Here is a 20,188-nt window from a genome sequence, read left to right as displayed (position 1 = left end):
ATGGCCTTGCCACCGGCAGCCGATCGCGACTGCGCGTGACGAAGCCCGCTCGTACCGCATCATGCGCCGGCCGCTTGGTGAAAGGCCAGACGCCCTACACGGCTGATTCGACCCAAATGTGACGCCCTATCACATGCCCTGCGCAGGCTACGGAACCGCCCCGGCCGAGGCCATTGGCAAGGCTTGACGAAGTCCAGACGCGACCCGCTGAAATTCGTCACGACCCAGGGGGTTCGCAAGCGCCGCGAATCGCGTACCTTATCGGCCATGACCTCGGCTCGCGCCTATGACGGCGGCATCTACTCGCCGTATTCGGAGACCCCGATCTACGACCGGCTGGTGGCCGAACGGGGCCGGCCGGAGATCGGCCCCTTCAACCTCCCCATGCCGGACTTCGCCATGCACCCGCTCTTCGGCGAACGACCGGCGCTCCCCGCCCTCCCGGCCCTCCCGTCCTCGTACTCGTCGCCCGCTCCGGCGTACGGCGCGTCGGCCCCGGGCTACGGCTACAACACGCCGGCCCCGATGCCCTCGCTGCCCGCCCCGCTGCCGGTGCCGGCGCAATACGGCGGCGGTTCCCCGCAGTACGGCGGCGGTCAGTACAACAACGCGCACCTGTCGGGCTACGCGTCGATGGCCCCGGCTGCGCCGCAGGCACCTCAGCAGGCCGTGCACCAGGCGCCGCAGCCCGGCGCCGGGCAGTACGCCGCGCAGTACGTGCAGCCGCCCCAGGTCCCGACGCCGCGCGTGCCGAACATGGGTGAGCCGGGCCAGTTCCCGCCTCGCTACTGATTCGCGCACCGGCCGTAGGACACTGCCGGTCGAGTACCCGAGCCGTACGTACTCGACGACTCGCGCGGATCCGACCCGTCGCCACGTGCACGAGTCGGGAATCGCGTCGAGCATCGAGTCGCTCCACCGCACGTCGTGTGGCACCTCCCGAACAGGGCGGCGTCGCACCGATCCCCCGCCGGCCTCCCCGGACCGGCGTGAAAAAGTGAACGCATGCACCACCTCGCCTCCTTGCACGTGTATCCGATCAAGTCCGCACGCGGTATCGACCTCTCCGAGGCCGTGGTCAAACCCTGGGGTCTTGCCGACGACCGGCGTTGGATGCTCGTGGACGAGACCGGACGGTTCGTCAGCCAGCGCAAGCAGCCACTGCTCGCGACCGTGACGGTACGTCAGGAGGCGGACGGGCGACTCGCCGTAAGCGCGCCCTCGATGGACGAACTGTGGATCGAGCCGACTGCCGAGGTCCGGCTCGTCCCGGTGACCGTCTGGAACGACGAACTCGAGGCCGCTATCGGTCCGGACGACGCGCACACGTGGTTCGGAAAGCTGCTGGGCATCGACGTCCGACTGGTCCATCTCGATGACCCGACCCGACGAACGCCCGATCAGCGCTTCGCGGATGCATCCGATCGGGTGAGTTTCGCGGACGGATTTCCGCTGCTGCTGACCACGACGGGTTCACTCGAAGCACTGAACACCGTCATGGACTCGCCGCTGCCGATGAACCGCTTCCGCCCCAACGTCGTCATCGACGGACCCGAAGGCTGGGCCGAGGACAACTGGCGCCGAGTCCGGATCGGCGACGTCATCTTCCGTGTGGTCAAGCCGTGTTCGCGTTGCGTGATCACCACGACCGACCAACACACCGGCGCCCGTGGCCCAGAGCCGCTCAAGTCCCTCGGGAGACACCGTCGATTCGGCAACAAGCTCATTTTCGGCCAGAACCTGATCCCCGAACTCTCCCCGAACACCAAGGCCATCCTCCACGTCGGCGCCCTCGTCGAGGTCCTCGAAACCAACTGACCCACCCACGAGCACTCGACGCCCGGCAGGCGAGACCACCCGACACCGGAAACGCGCATCGACTGGGATGGGCCAACATCACGACCGGCCCGGCTCGGCTTCTGCACGTCCATTCGAGGTCAGGCCAGACATCGCTCGGCGAACTGACCGCGTACGGAGGGGCATCTCGCCGGCGGGCCCGGTCCGTGCGCGCCGTTGGGTGAAGACGGCAGTGGGGCGGCGGCGTTCGGACCGCTCCGACGAAAGTCCGCCCACGGCACACCACCGCGCCACACGCAACCATCCCCTCCGAGCCGACGCCGGCAGGAACGACCGGATGGTACGGAGGCGCGAGTTCGGGTGTCATCGGCCTCGCGGCTTGGCGCCGACGGAGGGCAAGCGGCCCGCGGCCGGTGACCCCGTGGTCGGACGGCCGGGCGCCCGGCGGCGACGCATCGTTTCGCGCCGGGTAGCGCAACGCCCGCGGCTCAAGCGGGTGACGGCTCCTCAGCCCGGCAAGGTACCCCCGTACGACTTGGCCATCCATCGCCGTGCCGGCGCGCGGAGGTGGCCATTCGGCGAGCGCGCTGGTCGTAAGTCGCACCCACCGTAAGGACGTCCGTCCAGCTCGATCGTCAGGACAGGCCCGGTGCCGATGGGTGCTCTTATCGCCCAAGAGGTCCACGACGGGAGGGCAGCCGATGAGCCGGACTCGACGAACGTCCAACGGCGAGTGGACGCCACGCTTCGCCGCTGCGGGCGGCGGCAGATATCGGCACGCGAGGGGCGCCGGCCCGGCGGGCGGCCGGCGGTCAACGGAGGAGGCCGCGAGGTGGCACGCAGCGGTGTCGCCGCGACGACGCAAGCGAACCGTCATTCGGTGTCCGGCATATCGCCACCGTGGACGGCACCTCCTCACCCGATGGAGCACCGACGCACCCCCTTCAGCACACCGGATCCGCCCGCCCAACCCCGCACCGGCAGCAGCGCCCACCCGCCCGCGCAGGAGAGTTCAGCCCGAACAAAGCACGTCCACACCCGGCCGAGCGGCGACAGCCGGCTACCCACGCGCGGGCGGCCATACGCCCGCTCGTCGAGCCGTCACACACGCCATCGCTCGACGCGGAGCTGACGTCCACGCGGTCTCACGTAGCCACCCATCGACACACGAAGGCAACTGCGGGACAGAGATGTTCGACGCGGGGGGCGACCGTCCGTCCCCGGCTCTCCGTCGCACGGCCCCGCCCGCCCGCACGCTCGGCCGTCACGTCCGGCAGCGGGAAGCTGAGCCTTCGTCGGACAAGGCCGTCGGCCGGCCGGGGCCCATGGTGGGCCCGCCAACCGACGCATCACCCTACCCATCGCCCCACCCACGCCGGTTCGACGTCACGGGCGCCGGCGCGCACAGCCGGGTGACACCTGCCTCGTCCGCCCCTGCGCCCACAGCGCCTTGCTACCCCGCCGTGCCGTACCGCCACTTGGCGCACTACCGTCACCCGCGCGGGCGGCTCCTCCCGCGCGCCTCGATCCAGCGCCGTTCCGGGTCGCCCCGCGCCGGGCACGCTGAATCCCCCACTACCTCGGACCGTCCGGCACGTTCCTGCCGGGTGAGGGGACACGACCACATGGCCACCGTCACGTTCGACCGCGCCACCCGTCGGTACACCAAGGGCGACAGGCCCGCCGTCGACAACCTCTCGCTCGAAATCGGCGACGGGGAATTCCTGGTCCTGGTCGGCCCGTCCGGCTCCGGCAAGAGCACCGCTCTCCGCATGCTCGCGGGCCTGGAGGACGTGAACTCCGGCGCGATCCGAATCGGCGACCGGGACGTCACGAACCTCGAACCCAAAGAGCGCGACATCGCGATGGTGTTCCAGAATTACGCGCTCTACCCGCACATGACGGTGGCCGAGAACATGGCCTTCGCGCTCAAGATCGCACATCAGTCCAAGGACGAGATCGCCCGGCGGGTCGCCGAGGCCGCGAAGATCCTCGACCTCACCGAGTACCTCGATCGCAAGCCGAAGGCCCTCTCCGGCGGCCAGCGGCAACGCGTCGCGATGGGCCGCGCGATCGTACGCGAGCCCCGCGTATTCCTGATGGATGAACCCCTGTCCAACCTCGACGCCAAGCTCCGCGTCCAGACCCGCATCCAAATCGCGGGTCTACAAAGGCGGTTGGGTACCACGACGGTTTACGTGACGCACGATCAGGTCGAGGCGATGACCATGGGCGACCGCGTCGCCGTACTGAAGGACGGCATCCTCCAGCAGGTCGCGACACCACGCCAGATGTACGAGCGCCCGATCAACGTATTCGTCGCCGGCTTCATCGGCTCACCATCGATGAACCTGATCGACACCGAACTGACCGAGGGCGGCATCCGTTTCGGCGACGTCCTGGTCCCGCTCACCCGCGAAGCGCAGGCCACCACCCGAGCCGAGAACGCCGAGCGAATCACGGTCGGCATCCGTCCCGAACACCTCGAGGTCACCTCGGGCACGGATGCGCGCGGCTTGGCCATCACGGTCGACGTCGTCGAGGAACTCGGCTCCGACGCCTACGTATACGGCACCGCCCAGGTCGGCGGCACGCCCACCACACTGGTCGTCCGTGTCGCCGGCGCCAATGTTCCCCAAAAGGGCGAGACCCTGCACCTCACCCCTCGCGCCGACGAGATCCACAAGTTCTCGAAGTCCACGGGCGAACGCCTCACCGACTGAACCGACTTCTTCCCCACCCGGCCCCTGCCCGCATCTTTTCCGACCCCTTCCCGCATCCGCCCCGGCGCCTTCTCGCACCGGCCGGTCCGCCCGTCAACCCGGCCCCGCGTCCGAGCCGCCGTCCCGCACGGCCCGGACGCGGGGTCACGGATGTGTGCTCAGCCCGCCGCCTCGCGCAATGCCTGCTGAAGGTGGGTGGTGCGCAGACGGGTCGGGTCGGCGGCGACCGCGGCAGCGAGTGCGGGGCCGGCCGCGTGCACGATCGAGACGTGGCGTTCGCCTCGGGTGACAAGCGTGTACATGAGGGCCCGGGTGTAGGCGTCGGCACCTTCGGCGGGGAGTACGACGACTGCCGCCGGGCGTCGGATGCCAAGGGATTGACGGGCCGTCAAGGCCCAGCCGTGACGCAGCTCGGCTCGCCGAACGGCCTCCGGAGCGGCCGTGCCGAAGGCCACCACCACCCGGCCGTCGGGAAGCGCCTCGCGGACAATTCCCTGAACCACACCGCCACTTGCGTCGGGCATGGCCCGAATCACGCAGTCCCCGACGTCGATCGCACCGGTCACGCCGTCGCCGGACACAGCGGAACTCCCCGCCCCAGGGCCGATTTCCCGACCGGGGTTGAGCCTGACCTTGAGCGCGGCGTTCAGCGCCGTCGCGCCGGCGGGACCGGTCGCAAGGGGAGCGACCACGAGTACATCCCGGGCCGCGATCCCGATCGCCCGCGGAATCGAGTCGGCGACCAGCTGCGCGCACCGATGGGCTGCCTCCTCGCCGCTGTGGGCGGGGATCAGAACGACGCGGCGTTCGGGATCCTGGATCGGAGGCAGCCGGCCGTCCCGAATGCCGTCGGCGAGCGCCGCCGGCGGATCGTCGGGAACCGTCGGAGCAACCAGGGCGCGGATCGCACCGGTGGCCGCAAGGTCGGTGAACACCCGTCCCGGACCCGTCGATTCGAGGCCGGCCGGGTCGCCGGCCAACAGGATCCTGGCACCGTCGGGTACGGCCTCGAAGATCGCGGCGGCGGCGGTGACGTCGAGCAGCGTCGCGTCGGTGACGACGAGGAGGTCGAGTTCGAGGGTGCCGTCCGGGCCGCGCTCCATCGCGGCCAGTTCCCGGAGTCCGACCGCACCCGCGCCGAGTCGGTCCCGGCCGTCGATGGTCGGTGCGACAACGGCTACCCGCAATCCGGCGTTCCGAGCGTTCGCGGCGACGGTCAGGACCGCGGCCGGCGGTTCCTCGCCGGGGCCCGCGGCGTACAGAAGGACGCCGTTCGTACCCAGCGCGCGATCGAGCTTGGTGTCGCCGGTCTCCGGCCACGGTTCGACCGTGGACATCAGCCGGACGACCGCTTCGGCAATAGCCTCCTCGGCGAGGGCGTAATCGTCCAGGGCGAGCAAAACGCCGCCCACGGCGGCGAGTTCGTCGGGTTCTTCGAAGCCTTCGTCGAAATCGGCATCGAAGTCGTCGGCGGGTTCACCGATTTCGTCGAAGTCGCCGTCAGCGTCCGCAAGCCCCGCCAGCGCTGCGGCGAAGGCCATCACACGGCCCTCGGCGAGTATGGCCCGCAGCGCGGTATCGGGGTCGCCGACCTCGAAGTGCGCGAGCGCCGCCCGGGCGGCATCGGCCTCGATCGCGGTATCGCCCTGTCGAGCGGCCCGCCGCAGCAGCCACAACACGATCGCGCGCACCCGTCGAGGATCGTCGGCGATCCATCCGGCGCCGAGCGCCCCACGGGCAAACAGGTCGGCCTGCTGAGGGGCGATCCCGGGCACCGCGAGCAGTGCCCACGGATCGGCCGCCAACGTCTCTGCGGCCTCGCTGCCCAGCGCAGTGGCCACCTGCGGCGCCATCCGCTCGGGCGCCCCGGATGCCGCCAAGAGCCGGGCGACGTCGGCAACGACTGCGGCGAAGGGCCGCCGAGCCGGGTCGGGTAGCGGCGGCGGCGCTGTTGTCGCCGCACCTGCTGCGGATTCCTCGGTCGCAACTACCTTCGCGGCGCCTCCGATTCCGGGCCCTACCCAACCACCATCGCCGGCAATGTTGTCTCCACGCGAACTCGACCCACCAGTTCCGCCCCCCGAAGCCGGGCCGGCGTGCGCCTCCGCCCCACTCCCTGGTTGCCACCGCTCTCCACTCAGAGCACCGCTCTCCCGCCCCGGCCTTCCTCCGCTCTCGCTGGTCCCCGAATCACCGAGAGCACCGCTCTCGCTATCCGGCATCGGCACCGCGCCGCCGGCACCCGACTGTTCGAGAGCATGGCTCTCCGTTTTCGGATCGGGCATTGCGTCTGGCTGTGAGTGGGCGCGGGGATCGGGGCCCGAACCAAGACCGGCACTGCGGCTGCCGGGGCCACCGGGGCCACCGGGAACAGGGCTGTGACCAGCGATGGAACGGAAGTCGGAGCCGGAGCCCGAGACATGGCTGTGGCTGGCGTCGGAACGAAGGTCCGAGCCGGGGGCCGAACTCGAATCGGAGCTGAGGTCAGGGCCGAGGCCGGGGCCGGGACCCGAGCCAAGGTCAGAGCCGGGACCGGAACCCGAGCCGAGGTCAGAGCCGGGACCGAGATCAGCGCCGGGACCCGAACCCGGGCCGAAGATGGGACCCAAGCCGGGGCCCGAGCCGAAGTCAGAATCGGAGACGGGATCGGAGCCCGAATCAGGGTTGAGGCTGGAGCTGGAGCTGGGGTTGGGATTGGGGTTGGAGCCGGGGTTGGGGTTGGGGTTCACCCCGGGATCGAGCCCCGGGCCGGAGTTGCGGTCGCGATCGAAATGGGAATCGGGACGGGGGGCTGCCGAATGAAGAGCACTGCTCTCGGCTGGCGATTCCGGCGCGTCGCTAACACCGCCTCGACCGTCGAGAGCGCTGCTCTCGATCTTTGGCTCGAATTCGTCCCGCTCGCTGCCCGAGACGGCGAGAGCGGTGCTCTCGGCTTCTCGACTCGGGACCGAACCGGTTTCGATCGCATCCGCGTAAGCACTGCTCTCGTTTTCCGAGATTGCCTCAGAAGCGGATGAAGCTTCGAGAGCGGTGCTCTCGGGGTCCGGGCTCGATGTCACTACCGAGCGGTTTCGGTCGGCGAGAGCACTGCTCTCAACATCGGGCTTCGACTCACCGCGATCAGCCGCCGAATTGTCGAGAGCAGTGCTCTCAGGGTGGCGGGCTTGCACTTCGGCAGATTCGCCACCAGCTAGCGAGGCCGGTGTTGCACCAGCAATTTCCGACGAGGCGAGAGCAGTGCTCTCGGCAAGGGGGCCCTGCGCCTCACCCGGTCCGTCGCCGGCGGCGGGTGGCGAAGGTGGGCCTGCGGCATCCGAAGCGGCGAGAGCAGTGCTCTCGGTTCTTCCGGTCTGCGTCCCACCGGATTCATCGCCGACAGGTGCGGCCATCGCTGCCTTCGCGACATCAGAAGAGGTGAGAGCGGTGCTCTCGGCGAGGCGACCCTGCGCCTCACCCGGACCGTCGACAGCGGCCGGGGACAGAGATGCGCTCGCGGCGTCCGAGGCAGCGAGAGCGGTGCTCTCGGTGGTTCCGTTTCGCGCCGCGCTCTGGTCGTTGTCGGCGGGTGGGGCCGCAGGTGGATTTGGGGCGCTCTCAGGGGCGAGAGCGGTGCTCTCGGCGGCGTGATTTGGCGCTGCGGTGGGGGTGTTGTCCGTGGTTGAGGCTGTGGGTGAAGGGTTGTGAGTGGTGGCCTCGGTGTGTGCGGTTGGTGGCAGTTCGACGTCGCGCATCGGGCGGGAGTGGAGAGCGGTGCTCTCTTCGTTGGTCGACGATGCGTTGGTGGCGTTCTCCTCGCGCGCGGCGGTTTCGGCGGCGGCGAGGGCTGCCGCTTCGGCGGCCAACGCGCTACGTCTGCGGGCGCGCTCGGCGCCGTCCCCGTGTGGGGTATCGATGTGGTCGACGCCGCCGACGACTGTCGGGGCTTCGCCGCGCGCCAGTCTTGCGAGTTGATCGCGTAGGAGGGCCACCGGATCAGGCTTCGGACGAGCCTCGGGGGCATCAGGGGCATGGGCCGAGGCGGCCTCCGGGTTCGTGAGCGCGGAGTCAACGGTCTGGGACGTTCCCTCGCCGCCGGATCGGCCTTCGGTCTCGCCTCGTTCATCGGCCTTGGACTCGACGGCGTCCTGCGGGCCGCTTTCCATGTCGCCGTCGCTCATGCCGACACCACCTGCACCACCAACGCCACCCGTACTCACGTCAACCACACCCGACCCAAACTCGTTCGCTCGAACGCCCCGAAGCACCACCGGCCACGCCGGCATCACCGGCCCGCACCGGGATCGATGATCCCAAACTGCCTCACCCCACCCTCCCGCCGCTCCGAAGGCCCGGCCCGACACGTACGAATCCACCGGACGCTCGGCCGCCACCTCGACTGGTCAAGACCATGGTCGGGACCGCCGACGCCTCAGCAACGTACCTACGGTCTACCTCACGCGCGGGACGCACCCGGCCTCCGATCCAGGCGAGGCAGCCCTTCGGGGTGGACCCCCGTTCCGCCGACGGCCGAACCTTCGTCCCTGGCGCCGGGCCCTCCCCGGGCGACGAACCGGGCCGCCCTCCGCCCCGGCGCCCCGCCCCGACGTCGCCGACGCCGACGAAAGCAGCCAAGCCTGATGCCACCCGCGTTTCAAATGGCCCGCCACCACACACATCAACACGCCCGCGCCCGCGCCACCTCGCCTCAGCGAAGCCGAAACGCACCTCAACCCCGCTCCTCCAGCCATCCCCGACCACCGCCGCCATTCCAAGTCCGGCTCTCGCCGAACGTGCCCCGTCCGACCCAGCCCAGTTGCCGAACCACCCGGCCACCCCCGTGCTGACGTGCGCCGTCCGACGCAGCCCAAACCAGCCCAGACGCGGAACCCCGAGCCGGCATGCGCCGTTCGACGCAGCCCGGCCCGGCCTCGCCCCATACCGGCCGCCTCGCGCAGGCCGGCGTCGATCGAACCCCGCTCTCGCCGGCGCGCCCCGTCCGACCCAGCCCAACCCCCGAACCACCGGGCCACCCCGCGCCGGCATGCGCCGTCCGACGCAGCCCGGCCCGGATCCGGGACCCCGGGCCGCCGTGCGCCGTCCGACACAGCCCAGCCGGGACCCGTACCGGCCGCCTCGCGCAGGCCGGCATCGATCGAGCCCGGCTCTCGCCGGCGCGCCCCGTCACACCCAGCCCAGCCCGGACTCAGGCCACCCTGGGCCGGCGTGCCCGTCCGACCCGGCCCAGGCCGGCCTCGCCCCGTACCGGCCGCCTCGTGGGCCGGCGTCGGTGTCGATGGCGGCTGTGTTTGGTGGGGGTGGTTTGGGTGGGGTTAGGCCTGGCTCCAGGTGTGGTCGGGGTAGCCGGTCATGGGTTGGGAGACGTCTTCGAGGGCGGAGCGGATTTCGGTGGGGAGGACGACTGCTTCGGCGGCCAGGGAGGCGCGGAGTTGGGTGGCGTTGCGGGCGCCGACGATCGGGGCGACGACGCCGGGGCGGTCGCGGACCCAGGACAGGGCTACCTCGATGGGGGCGGCGCCCAGGCCGTCGGCGGCGGTGGCGAGAGCGTCGACGATGCGGCGGGAGTGGTCGTCGAGGTAGGGGGCGACGAAGGGGCCCATGTGGGCGGAGGCGCCTCGGGAGTCGGCGGGCATGGCGTGGCGGTACTTGCCGGTCAGGACGCCTCGGCCGAGGGGCGACCACGGGAGCAGGCCGACGCCCAAGTCGAGAGCGGCCGGCAGGACCTCGCGTTCGATGCCGCGTTGGAGCAGGGAGTACTCCATCTGGGTGCTGGCCACGACCACCCGGCCCGGGGCGGCGGACTGCCAGGTGGCCGCCTTCGCGAGTTGCCAGCCGCAGAAGTTGGAGACGCCGACGTATCGGGCCCGGCCGCTGGTGACCGCGAGGTCGAGTGCGTGCAGGGTTTCCTCGAGCGGCGTCGACGGGTCGTACGCGTGCAGTTGCCACAGGTCGACGTGGTCGGTGCCGAGGCGGGCCAGCGAGTGGTCGAGGGCTTGGAGCAGGTGTCCGCGCGACCCGTCGAAGCGGCGTTCGCTGTACGGCACGCTCGCGGCCTTGGTGGCGATGACCAGCTCCGAGCGCGGGATGTACCCGTCCAGGAGTCGGCCGATCATGTACTCGGCCTCGCCGTCCGCGTACACGTCGGCGGTGTCCACGAGGTTGCCGCCGGCGTCCAGATATGCCTTCATCTGGTCGGCCGCGTCGTGCTCGTCCGTGTCTCGTCCCCACGTCATGGTGCCCAGGCCCATGCGGGAGACCCGCAGGCCGGTGCGGCCGAGATGTCGCTGCTCCATGGCACCGGAGACTAGCCGTTCCCTCCCCCGCGCCGCCGTTGGCGGGGCCGTTCGGCGGTATGCCGGCCGAGTAGGTTACCGGCTGGTAGCTCACACGATATGGTCGGCCGAGACGAGCTGCTCGGCTTGCCCGGATCGTCCGGTGATTCGGCCGTGATCCGGGCGGTAATCGTCCGGTGATTCGGGCGGGGATCGTCCGGTGATTCGTCCGTTGATCCGGGCGGTGATCGTCCGTTGATTCGGTCGGTGACCGGGTGGCGATCCAGGCGGTGATCGGGATGGTGATCCGGCCGGTGTCGCGAGGGCTGGATGCCTCCAGGGGCCCGCTCGATGCCGGACGGTACGCCGTCCGGGTATCAGTCGGGAAACGGTCGACAACGAGCAGCAACAAGCGAAACCGAGCGGCAACGAACACCGCGACGTCAATACGAAAGCAACCGAACGCCGCCCAGGCGTGAGAGAGACGTCGGACAGACGTCGAACAGGGGGTCCGCGAATATGCGACTCGGTATCAACCTCGGCTACTTCGGTGCCGGCAACGACGCCGACAACCTGGCGGTGGCTCAGGAGGCCGACCGTCTCGACTACGCGGTCTGCTGGGCCGCGGAGGCCTACGGATCGGACGCGGCCACGGTGTTGTCCTGGGTCGCCGCGCAGACCACCCGGATCGATGTCGGCTCGGCGATCTTCCAGATCCCGGCCCGGACGCCCACCATGACCGCGATGACCGCCGCGACCCTGGATGTACTCTCCAACGGCCGGTTCCGACTCGGGCTGGGCGTGTCCGGGCCGCAGGTGTCCGAGGGCTGGTACGGGGTCAAGTTCGACAAACCGCTCGCGCGCACCCGCGAGTACGTCGAGGTGATCCGGAAGGCGATGCGCCGCGAGCGGGTCGACCACCAGGGCGCCAACTGGACGCTGCCGCTGCCCGGCGGCCCGGGCAAGCCGCTCAAGCTCACCGTGCACCCGGTACGCGAGCACATCCCGCTGTACATCGCGGCCGTGGGCCCGAAGAACCTCGAACTCAGCGGCGAGATCGCCGACGGCTGGCTCGGCGTCTTCTACGCGCCGGAGCACGCCGAGGAGTCGCTCAAGCACATCCGCGCGGGCCGGGAGAAGGCCGGCGCGTCGATGGCCGACTTCGACGTCGTGCCCACCGTTCCGCTCGTGGTCGGCGACGACCCGCGGCAGGCCGCCGACCAGGTACGCGGTTATGCCGCGCTGTACGTGGGCGGGATGGGCAGCCGAGACCAGAACTTCTACAACCGGCTCGCGGTCCGGATGGGCTACGAGGCCGAGGCCAAGGAGATCCAGGACAAGTTCCTGGCCAAGGACTACGCGGGCGCCGGCGCGGCCGTCCCGTACGACTTCATCGACAAGACCAGCCTGCTCGGTGGCAAGGAGCGGATCGCGGAGCGGATGCAGGCGTACGCCGATACGGGTGTCACGACGCTGACGATCGCGCCGAACGGCAACACGCTCGACGAGCGGATCGCGGCGCTGCGGCTCGCGGCGGAGGCGTTGGAGTTGTCGGGCACGGGGTCCTGAGGCGAGCGACCTACGGGTCTTGGGAGCTTCGGGCGTCTTGGGCGCCTTGGGCACCTTGGGTGCTTTATGTTCTTCAGCGACCTATACGTCTTGCGTGACTCTCTCTACGTCTTGCGTGACTTCGGCGACTCGGTGACGTCGGCGACTCGGTGAAGTCGGTGACTTGGTGACGTCGGTGATTTCGGCGACTTGGGCGACTCGGTGTCCTGGCTCCGCGCCTGCCCCGGCGGGGACGGCCCCCGGTCGATGGCGCGAGCCGGGTCGAGTAGCGCCGGTCGGTTCGAGTACCCCGGCGGCGGGTTCCGCGATGTGGGACCCGCCGCCTACCGGTGCGTCGTGCGCACTCGTCAGCGCGGGCCGGGGACGCGCGCCGCGATCACCTCGGCGAATTCCAGGAGGCGGCGGATCTGGCCCGGGCCGCCGTCCTCCAGCGACTTGCTGAACCGGTAGGCCTCCTGCCGGAAGCGGCCGGTGGACGCGCCGTCCTCGCCGCGCACGGTGGCGATCTCCTGGAGGGTCGGCGTGGCCAGGAACACGAACGCGCCGCGCAGCTGCCGCCGTCCGTCGGTGTCGGTGCCCACCAGGGTCCGTATCCCGACGTGCGACACCGAGCCGAGCGGAATCACCTGCACGGAGGAGTCCAGCACCGTGCCACCGGGGGCGGACGGGTCGGTCATGTCCTCGCTGTGCCAGAGCACGAGCCGCCGGTCGTCGCAGACCGCGGCCTCCTGCCATACCGAGGTGCCGTTCGCATTGATGTCCACGACCCGTTCGAGGGTGAACCCGCGCACCGGACGCCGGCCGAGCACCGAGCCCAGTGCCTCCATCGCCACGTCCGGGTGCAGCAGGTAGGACCGCACCGCGTCCTCGAGCTGGGTATGCGAGGACCAGTCGGCCCCGGCGGCTCCGGCCCCCGGAACCTGGGCCGGGCGCGTCCCCGATGTGCGCTGCCTGCCCGACTTGCCGAACATCCCCACCTGCTTCCGCCGCGTCTGTACAAGCAGAAGCCTACGAGAGTCCGGCGTGGGCGGCGCCAGGGTCCACCGCTTGATCGATCACAGAACGAAATCAGGCCGCGGCGGGGGAGTCCAGTGCGTCCCCGCCACGGCCGGTACAGAGGTCAACGACCGTACGCGGCAAAGGACACGAGCGATGGGCATGGGGCGGGAGAGCGGGGCGGGGCGGGAGCGCGAGGCGACGCGGCGAGGCCGGGTCCGGTGGGTGAGGCGGGTGAGGCGGGTGCGTTGATGGCGGTGGATGCGCCGGCTGTGGCGGGTTCGTTGTCCGGGGCGGGTGCGCCGGCTGTGGCCGGTTCGTTGGCTGTGGCGAGTCCTTTGTTACAGCCATCCGCTCTTGCGGAACATCCGGTGCAGTACGAAGCATGAGGCCACCATCAGGGTGACCGCGCCCGGGTAGCCCCACACCGATCCGAGTTCCGGCATGTGGTCGAAGTTCATGCCGTACACGCCGGCGATCATCGTCGGTACGGCGAAGATCGCCGCCCATGCGGAGATCTTGCGCATGTCCTCGTTCTGCCGGACGCCCACCTGCGCGAGGTGCGCGCCGAGTACGTCGGACAACAAGCGGTCGAAGGACTCGATCTGTTCGGTGACCCTGGTCACATGGTCGGCCACGTCCCGGAAGAACGGCCGGGTCTCGGGGGGTACGAAGGCGACCTCCACCGTGGCCAGTTTCCGTATCGGCTCGATCAGAGGCAGCGCGGCGCGCCGGCACTCCAGGACCTCGCGCTTGAGCAGGTAGATGCGTTCGGCGTCGTTCTCGCGGCTGGGCGAGAAGACCCGCGCCTCCAGTTCCTCAAGGTCGGTCTCGAGTTCGCCGGCGATGGCCAGGTACGCGTCCACCACGGCGTCGGCAACCGCGTACATCACCGCGCCCGGGCCGTGCTTGAGCAGTTCGGGCTGCTTCTCGACTCGGCGACGGACCGACTTCAGCTCCGCACCCGGCCCATGACGCACCGTCACCACGAACGAGTCGCCGACGAACATCATCAGTTCCCCGGTCTCCACGGAGGAGGTCTCGTCGTAGTAGTGCAAGGTCTTGAGCACGAGAAAGATCGAATCGTCGTATGTCTCCAGCTTTGGCCGCTGATGCGCGTGCAGCGCGTCCTCGACGGCGAGCGGGTGCAGCCCGAACTCGCTGGTCACCAGATCGAACTCGCTCGGCGTCGGCTCGTGCAACCCGATCCACAAGAACGAGTCACCGACCCGCCGAGCCTCGTCCAAAGCATCCGAGAAGTCGGCGGGGCCTTCGGTCCGGCGGCCGTTGGTGTAAATGGCGCAGTCGACGATCACTGGGGCATTTTAGTTGTGACGGCTGCGGTGTCGGCTCGCGAGGCCGGATTTTGTGTGGGGAGGGCTGAGTCGGGGCGGTGTGGGGAGAGGTGGGTCGCAAGGGCGACGGACCGGAAGACCCGAGCCGCAAGGGCGACGGGCCGGAAGACCCGAGCCGCGGAGACAGCGGGCCGACGCGCCAGAGTCGTGTCCCGTGGCGTTGCTGCTTGTTGGGCGACTTCGTCGCCGGCTCGCGAGGCACCGCCTTTTTTCTCTCCCCCGCTTCGCTCCTCCGAGAAAAAAGGCGGTGCCTCGCTCGGGGCTTCGTGTCCCTCCGCTTCGCTCCGGGGCACGAAGCCCAAGCTTGCGGCTCCGCCGCTCTCCGCGCTTCGCGCGTCGATCACTGGGGTGGGCCGGGGTCGGGGGCGCTGACGCGCCAGGGTGCGGGCGGGTTCGGCGGCCTGGGGGAGGCCCGGGTCGGGCTCGTGGCCGGGGTGCCTGCCGTCGGTCGGGCGTGCCGGGGGCTGTTGGGTGGGCCGGCCCTATCCACCTCCAGGCCCACGCCCGCGGCTCGGGGCCGCCCCGAACCCCTGGCCCACGCTGCGCCTCGGGGTCTCCGCCCCCGTCCCGGATCCCCGTCACGCGCCCCGGGTTCCCGCCCCGCACCCCCGCTCCGCGGCCTCGCGCCGCGGCCGCGTCGCAGCCGGCCGGCGGAAGGGGCGGATTCCGGGGGCGCATAGGGTTGGGGGTATGACGACGGTGCTCTTTGTGCGGCACGGGCGGACCACGGCGAACTCCTCTGGGGTGTTGGCCGGTTGGACGCCGGGGGTGTTCCTGGACGATCGGGGCGAGGAACAGGCCGCGGCGTTGGGTCGGCGGATTGCCGAGGTGCCGCTCGCGGCGGTGGTGACCAGTCCGTTGGAGCGGTGTCGGCAGACGTCCGAGGCGGTGTTGTCGGCCCGGGCCGGCACCAAGTTCGCGTTGGACACCGGTGCGCAGGTGGACGAGCGGGTCGGCGAGTGTCGGTACGGCGACTGGACCGGGCGGGAGCTGAAGAAGCTCGCCGAGGAACCGCTGTGGAAGACCGTGCAGATGCATCCGAGTGCGGTCACCTTCCCCGGCGCGGGGGGCGAGGCCCTGCGCACCACGCAGGCCCGGGCCGTGGACGCCGTCCGGGAGTGGAACGAGCGGATCGCCGCCGAGCACGGGGCGGACGCGATGTACCTGGTCTGCTCGCACGGCGACGTGATCAAGGCCCTGGTCGCGGACGCGCTCGGGATGCACCTGGACCTGTTCCAGCGCATCCAGGTCGACCCGTGCTCGCTCACGGTGATCACGTACGGCGCACACCGACCGAGCGTCGGACGGCTCAACGACACCGGCGGCTCGGTGGCCGGGCTGCTGTCGGCGCCGGACGGTCGGCACGCGCCCGCGTCGGGTGACGCGGTGGTGGGCGGCGGAGCCGGCGCGCCGTAGGGTGCTTGGGAGGGCGCACTCCCCCCGCGCGCCCTTGCCCGACCCGGACCGCCCCCGCTGGGGCGGGATCATTCGGGCAAGATCGAACCCGTGGAAACGGGCAGGATCATCCGGGAATACCACTTCGGATCCGGCGGATATAACCGTGCGGGACCCGGATAGGCCGGATGAACGGATACGACCGGGTAGGACACCGGTCCGCGCCACACCAGCTCCACCGCCATCCCATCGACAGACGACTTCCGAGACAGACCAGCCCCGAGACCGCCACCCACCCCGTCCCGCTCTCGACAGAAACACGGAGCAGCTCGTGCCCCGCCAGGTCTTCCTGTACGACCCCCCGGAGCGGTTCGTCGCCGGCACCGTAGGTGAGCCCGGCCAGCGAACCTTCTTCCTTCAGGCCTCCGCCGCCGGCCGCGTGACCAGCGTCGCCCTGGAGAAGACCCAGGTGTCCGTACTGGCCGAACGCGTCGACGAATTGCTCGACGAGCTGGTTCGCCGCACCGGCGGCGAAACCGCCGTGCCGGCCGTGACGCCGACCGAACTCGAGGACTCCGGCCCGCTGTTGCCGCCGATCCTGGAGGAGTTCCGGGTCGGCACGATGGCGCTCGCGTGGGATGCCGACGACGAGCGTCTCGTGGTCGAGGCGCAGGCCCAGGTCCCCGACGACGACGCCCCCGAGGACACCCTGCTCGGCGATGACGACGACGAGGACGGGCCGCCGTTGCTGCGGGTCCGGCTCACCGGTGGTCAGGCCCGGGCGTTCGCCAAGCGCGCGCTGCTCGTGGTCGCGGCGGGCCGCCCGTCGTGCCCGTTCTGCGGGCTGCCGATGGATCCCGAGGGCCACATCTGCCCGCGCGCCAACGGGTATCGGCGTTGACCACGGTCCTCGACGCCGCCGCCGTCCCGGAGCTGTTGCGCCGGGGCGAGCTGACGGTGCAGGCGCGCCTGGAGGACGCCTCCAACGCGACGCTGTACTGCGTGGCCACGCTCGACGGGGTGTCGCTGCCCTGCGTGTGGAAGCCGGTCGCGGGCGAGCGGCCGCTGTGGGACTTCCCCGACGGCACGTTGGCGGGGCGCGAGATGGCCGCGTACGAGGTGTCCGAGGCGCTCGGCTGGAACATCGTGCCGACCACCGTGTTGCGCGAGGGTCCGTACGGCACGGGCATGTGCCAGGTGTGGATCGACCACAAGCCCGCCGACGACGAGCCGGAACCGGTGGCGATCCTGCCCGCCGTGGACCCGGGCCCGGCCTGGAAGCCGATCGCGCACGTGGTCGTCCCGGACGAACACGGCAAGGAGCAGCCCGCGCTGCTCGTGCACGCCGCCGCCGACGCACTGCGTCGGATCGCCGTCTTCGACGCGGTGATCAACAACGCCGACCGCAAGGGCGGCCACCTGCTGCCCGGCCCCGACGGGCACGTGTACGGGATCGACCACGGCATCTGCTTCCACGTCGAGGACAAGCTGCGCACGCTGCTGTGGGGCTGGGCCGGCGAACCGCTGGCGGCCGACGCGCACGCGGCGCTGACGTCGCTGTCGGCCGAGTTGGCGGGTTCGCTCGGTGCCCGGCTGGGTGAATTGATTACGCCGGACGAGGTGACCGCGACCCGCGAACGGGTGAGAGTTCTACTCGCCGACGACCGGCTTCCGAAGCCGGATGGTCGCCGGCATGTGATCCCATGGCCGCCGATCTAGCGTGATCGCCGATCCGACCGCGGCCGGCTCCGGGCTCGGTCCCCGGCTCGGGCGGGGCTCGGATCCCGGTTCGGCGAAGACGTCCGAGGGGACGACGAAGTCGGAGGGGACGACGAGACGGCGTCTGGATCGGAGCGTCGGACGACGAGACGGTGTCCTCGACCCGAGCGCCGGGCGACGACGCGGTCCCCGACCGGGGCGTTGGGCGAAGACGCGGAAAATTGGTCCGTCAACCCTGGAAGATCTTCCACCCCTGCGGACGTTAGTCTCATACGTATGTATGCCTGGCCTGCACCCGAGCTCCCCGTTCTCCCTGGTCAGGGTGCGTCCCTGCGCGTGTACGACAGCTCCGTGCGCGATCATGTGACGATCACCCCGGGACCGGTCGCGCGGCTGTACGTGTGCGGCATCACCCCGTACGACGCAACCCACATGGGGCATGCCGCGACCTATGTCGCGTTCGACCTGCTCCAGCGCGTCTGGCGGGACGCCGGCCTCGAAGTCGACTACGTGCAGAACGTCACCGACGTCGACGACCCGCTCCTGGAGCGGGCCGAGCGGGACGGGATCGACTGGGTCGAGCTGGCTCAGCGCGAGACCACGCTGTTCCGTGAGGACATGGCGTCGTTGCGGGTGCTCCCGCCCGCCAACTACATCGGCGTGGTCGAGGCGATCCCGCTGATCGTGCCGCTGATCGAGGATCTGATCGCGAAGGACGCGGCCTACTCGGTGGATGGCGACATCTACTTCTCGATCGTTTCCGACCAACGCTTCGGCGGAGTTTCCGGCTACACCGCCGCCCGAATGCTGGAGATCTTCGGCGAGCGCGGCGGCGATCCGGAGCGGGCGGGCAAGAAGGACCCGCTCGACCCGCTGCTGTGGCGCGCGGCCCGGCCCGGCGAGCCGTCCTGGGACGCGTCGTTCGGCGCGGGCCGGCCAGGTTGGCACATCGAGTGTGTGGCGATCGCGCTCAAGTACCTGGGCATGGGCTTCGACGTGCAGGGGGGCGGCAGCGACCTGGTCTTCCCGCATCACGAGATGGGCGCGTCGCACGCGCACGTGGTCACCGGCGAGGTGCCGTACGCGAAGGCCTACGTACACGCCGGCATGGTCGCGCTCGACGGCGAGAAGATGTCCAAGTCGCGCGGCAACCTGGTGTTCGTCTCCAAGCTGCGCCGCGAGGGCGTGGACCCGATGGCCATCCGCCTGGTCCTGCTGGCCCACCACTACCGCAGCGACTGGGAGTGGACCGACGAGGTCCTGGCGGACGCCACCACCCGGCTCGCCACGTGGCGCGCGGCGGTCGGCCGTCCGGACGGGCCGGACACCACCGAACTGCTCGCCGGCATCCGCGAACGCATGGCCGACGACCTGGACGCCCCCGGCGCACTGGCCGCGATGGACGCGTGGGCGGCCCGGCAACTCGCCGAGGGCGGCGACGACATGTCCGCTCCGGGCGTGGCCTCTCGCGCCCTGGACGCAATCCTCGGCGTGGCCCTCTGACCCTCGGGCCACCCGCCCGAAGGCGCAGCGAGCGCCGGCCCCCGACGCTCGACCCGACGCCTCGCCTCGGTCGAACACCGCCACGATCGCCCGTCGCCGTCCCCGGGCCGGCCACAACCGGCCCGACCACCGCACGACCGAAGCCCCGAGCACCACGAAGGCCCCGACCGGCAGTGCCCGGTCGGGGCCTTCGGGTGCGGCGAGCCGGGTGATCCCGGCTCCTCGCGGCGGACGTCGAACAGGTACCGCTCCGGCCGGCCACACCCCCGCGACGGCCGACCGGAACGGCTCCTCGTCCACGACCCCAGCAGATCACGCGGGCCGGTCCCGGCACTTCAGGGGAAGCCCTCACATTCCGAGAAGTGGGTGAGGGGTACCCGAGGGAGTCCGGGGCGGCCGACCGCGATCCGGGGTCGGACCGGACCCGATCGGGCCCGGTCACGCCGTCGACGACAGACGACGGACGCGGATGACCGATGTGACGGACGACAGGTGGTCATGCCTCCATCAGCAGGTATTGCCGCACGTCCAGGTAGCCGGACCGGAAACCGGCCTCGGACCAGGACAGATACAGGTTCCACATACGCCGGAACACATGGTCGAAGCCCAACGAATCGACCTCGTCCGCGCGCCGGTTGAAGCGCTCGCGCCACAGCCGCAACGTCTCGGCGTAGTGCGGGCCGTACGACCTGCTGTCGGCGACCCGCAGCCGGGTGGCCGAAGTCGCCTTGCGGACCGCGTCGTCGGAGGGGATCAGGCCGCCGGGGAAGATGTACTTGTGGATCCAGGTGTACGTGTCACGGCTGGCCACCATCCGGTCGTGCGGCATCGTGATCGACTGGAGCGCGACCCGTCCGCCCGG

13 protein-coding genes are annotated in these 20,188 nt (G+C 70.6%); 8 read left to right on the top strand and 5 right to left on the bottom strand.

Annotated features, from left to right (window positions below; all coding sequences use genetic code 11):
- Positions 1 to 267 precede the first annotated feature (267 nt).
- From ACIBSV_RS16630 to ACIBSV_RS16620, 3 genes are all read left to right on the top strand, one after another.
- Positions 268 to 792 carry a DUF6643 family protein gene (locus ACIBSV_RS16630; protein ID WP_395863511.1) on the top strand — a complete coding sequence of 175 codons (525 nt, stop codon included), beginning with the start codon at positions 268 to 270 and terminating at the stop codon, positions 790 to 792.
- Between the two features lie 213 nt (positions 793 to 1,005).
- Positions 1,006 to 1,818, top strand: a complete 813-nt coding sequence (locus tag ACIBSV_RS16625; RefSeq protein ID WP_395863510.1) for an MOSC domain-containing protein — start codon at positions 1,006 to 1,008, stop codon at positions 1,816 to 1,818.
- A 1,604-nt stretch (positions 1,819 to 3,422) separates the two neighbouring features.
- Entirely contained in the window at positions 3,423 to 4,520 is a 1,098-nt protein-coding gene (locus ACIBSV_RS16620) for an ABC transporter ATP-binding protein (protein ID WP_395863508.1), read from the top strand.
- 158 nt (positions 4,521 to 4,678) lie between these two features.
- Here ACIBSV_RS16620 and ACIBSV_RS16615 read toward each other — a convergent pair whose 3' ends face one another.
- Together ACIBSV_RS16615 and ACIBSV_RS16610 are read right to left on the bottom strand one after the other, a co-directional pair.
- Entirely contained in the window at positions 4,679 to 8,677 is a 3,999-nt protein-coding gene (locus ACIBSV_RS16615; protein WP_395863506.1) for a helix-hairpin-helix domain-containing protein, read from the bottom strand.
- Positions 8,678 to 9,829: 1,152 nt separating this feature from the next.
- Positions 9,830 to 10,810: an aldo/keto reductase gene (locus ACIBSV_RS16610; RefSeq protein ID WP_395863504.1), complete on the bottom strand. Its 981-nt coding sequence runs from the start codon at positions 10,808 to 10,810 to the stop codon at positions 9,830 to 9,832.
- Between the two features lie 498 nt (positions 10,811 to 11,308).
- Between ACIBSV_RS16610 and ACIBSV_RS16605 the strand changes: the two genes are divergently transcribed.
- Positions 11,309 to 12,358 (top strand): LLM class F420-dependent oxidoreductase, encoded by a 1,050-nt coding sequence (locus ACIBSV_RS16605; RefSeq protein WP_395863502.1) that lies wholly within the window; start codon positions 11,309 to 11,311, stop codon positions 12,356 to 12,358.
- A 347-nt stretch (positions 12,359 to 12,705) separates the two neighbouring features.
- Here the strand turns inward: ACIBSV_RS16605 and ACIBSV_RS16600 are convergent, their stop codons facing one another.
- Positions 12,706 to 13,329 (bottom strand): hypothetical protein, encoded by a 624-nt coding sequence (locus tag ACIBSV_RS16600; RefSeq protein WP_395863500.1) that lies wholly within the window; start codon positions 13,327 to 13,329, stop codon positions 12,706 to 12,708.
- A 366-nt stretch (positions 13,330 to 13,695) separates the two neighbouring features.
- A complete protein-coding gene (gene corA / locus ACIBSV_RS16595; RefSeq protein ID WP_395863498.1) occupies positions 13,696 to 14,670 on the bottom strand; it encodes a magnesium/cobalt transporter CorA in 975 nt (324 codons plus the stop codon).
- A 729-nt stretch (positions 14,671 to 15,399) separates the two neighbouring features.
- Here corA and ACIBSV_RS16590 point away from each other — a divergent pair.
- The 4 genes from ACIBSV_RS16590 (at position 15,400) to mshC (ending at position 19,326) form a co-directional block, all read left to right on the top strand.
- Positions 15,400 to 16,125 (top strand): histidine phosphatase family protein, encoded by a 726-nt coding sequence (locus ACIBSV_RS16590; protein WP_395863496.1) that lies wholly within the window; start codon positions 15,400 to 15,402, stop codon positions 16,123 to 16,125.
- A 310-nt stretch (positions 16,126 to 16,435) separates the two neighbouring features.
- The gene (locus ACIBSV_RS16585) at positions 16,436 to 17,005 is read left to right on the top strand and encodes a DUF3090 domain-containing protein (RefSeq protein ID WP_395863494.1); all 570 of its coding nucleotides are present in this window, start codon (positions 16,436 to 16,438) and stop codon (positions 17,003 to 17,005) included.
- The gene (locus tag ACIBSV_RS16580) at positions 16,975 to 17,823 is read left to right on the top strand and encodes an SCO1664 family protein (RefSeq protein ID WP_395864053.1); all 849 of its coding nucleotides are present in this window, start codon (positions 16,975 to 16,977) and stop codon (positions 17,821 to 17,823) included. Before ACIBSV_RS16585 ends, ACIBSV_RS16580 begins: the two co-directional genes overlap by 31 nt.
- 276 nt (positions 17,824 to 18,099) lie before the next feature.
- A complete protein-coding gene (gene mshC / locus ACIBSV_RS16575) occupies positions 18,100 to 19,326 on the top strand; it encodes a cysteine--1-D-myo-inosityl 2-amino-2-deoxy-alpha-D-glucopyranoside ligase (RefSeq protein ID WP_395863492.1) in 1,227 nt (408 codons plus the stop codon).
- Between the two features lie 496 nt (positions 19,327 to 19,822).
- On the opposite strand, the gene ACIBSV_RS16570 is transcribed toward mshC, so the two are convergent.
- Positions 19,823 to 20,188 (bottom strand): class I SAM-dependent methyltransferase (locus tag ACIBSV_RS16570; RefSeq protein ID WP_395863490.1); only part of this gene is annotated, 366 nt, incomplete at its 5' end.

It is taken from the genome of Embleya sp. NPDC050154 (assembly GCF_044460165.1).
GTDB lineage: Bacteria > Actinomycetota > Actinomycetes > Streptomycetales > Streptomycetaceae > Embleya.
The sequence above is the reverse complement of the archived record's forward strand: the minus strand, read 5'-3'. Positions and strand labels throughout refer to the sequence as shown.

What these genes read in the sequence shown, in the direction of transcription:
- ACIBSV_RS16610 (WP_395863504.1), bottom strand. Translation starts at nt 10,810, where the DNA reads ATGGAGCAGCGACATCTCGGCCGCACCGGCCTGCGGGTCTCCCGCATG.
- mshC (WP_395863492.1), top strand. Translation starts at nt 18,100, where the DNA reads ATGTATGCCTGGCCTGCACCCGAGCTCCCCGTTCTCCCTGGTCAGGGT.
- ACIBSV_RS16630 (WP_395863511.1), top strand. Translation starts at nt 268, where the DNA reads ATGACCTCGGCTCGCGCCTATGACGGCGGCATCTACTCGCCGTATTCG.
- ACIBSV_RS16620 (WP_395863508.1), top strand. Translation starts at nt 3,423, where the DNA reads ATGGCCACCGTCACGTTCGACCGCGCCACCCGTCGGTACACCAAGGGC.
- ACIBSV_RS16600 (WP_395863500.1), bottom strand. Translation starts at nt 13,329, where the DNA reads ATGTTCGGCAAGTCGGGCAGGCAGCGCACATCGGGGACGCGCCCGGCC.
- ACIBSV_RS16605 (WP_395863502.1), top strand. Translation starts at nt 11,309, where the DNA reads ATGCGACTCGGTATCAACCTCGGCTACTTCGGTGCCGGCAACGACGCC.
- ACIBSV_RS16625 (WP_395863510.1), top strand. Translation starts at nt 1,006, where the DNA reads ATGCACCACCTCGCCTCCTTGCACGTGTATCCGATCAAGTCCGCACGC.
- ACIBSV_RS16615 (WP_395863506.1), bottom strand. Translation starts at nt 8,677, where the DNA reads ATGAGCGACGGCGACATGGAAAGCGGCCCGCAGGACGCCGTCGAGTCC.
- ACIBSV_RS16590 (WP_395863496.1), top strand. Translation starts at nt 15,400, where the DNA reads ATGACGACGGTGCTCTTTGTGCGGCACGGGCGGACCACGGCGAACTCC.